1 protein-coding gene is annotated in these 462 nt (G+C 70.3%); it reads right to left on the bottom strand.

All coding sequences use genetic code 11. The features are described from left to right. Window positions 1-462: bacterial Ig-like domain-containing protein (locus QQX09_RS14260; RefSeq protein WP_301135931.1), on the bottom strand; the 462-nt coding region annotated here is incomplete at both ends.

Genomic DNA, 462 nt, shown 5'->3' with positions numbered 1-462 from the left:
GAGGTTCGCGTCGCCACGGAACGCGCCCGACAGGGTGTACCAGCCCGGCATGATCCGCACGTCCTGCGCGAGCTCGAAGTCCATCGAGCCCGAGCTCCACACGTTGAGGTACGTGGCGCTCTCGTAGCCGCCCGAGGTGCGGATCGCGACCGAGCCCTGCGGCTTGTTCCACGTCACGTCCCAGCCCGCGAGCCGGTCCTCGAACGACCCGTTGACCAGCAGGTTCCCGGTCGGCACGGACTGGTCCACGACGGTCACGTCGAAGGATGCGGTGACCGACGGGTCCGCCACGAGCGCGACGGTCGCGGTCTGCTCCCCCAGCGTCCACACGTCGATGCCGGTCACCTCGTAGTCCGCGGCGTCGAGCACCACGGCCGAGCCGTCCGTCATCATCGCCGTCACCTCGAGGCCCGTCAGATCGGGCTCACCGCCCGCGACCACCTCGGTGCTCGCCGGCACACC

The sequence above is a fragment of the Demequina litoralis genome, assembly GCF_030418455.1.
Lineage (GTDB): Bacteria > Actinomycetota > Actinomycetes > Actinomycetales > Demequinaceae > Demequina > Demequina litoralis.
The sequence above is the reverse complement of the archived record's forward strand: the minus strand, read 5'-3'. Positions and strand labels throughout refer to the sequence as shown.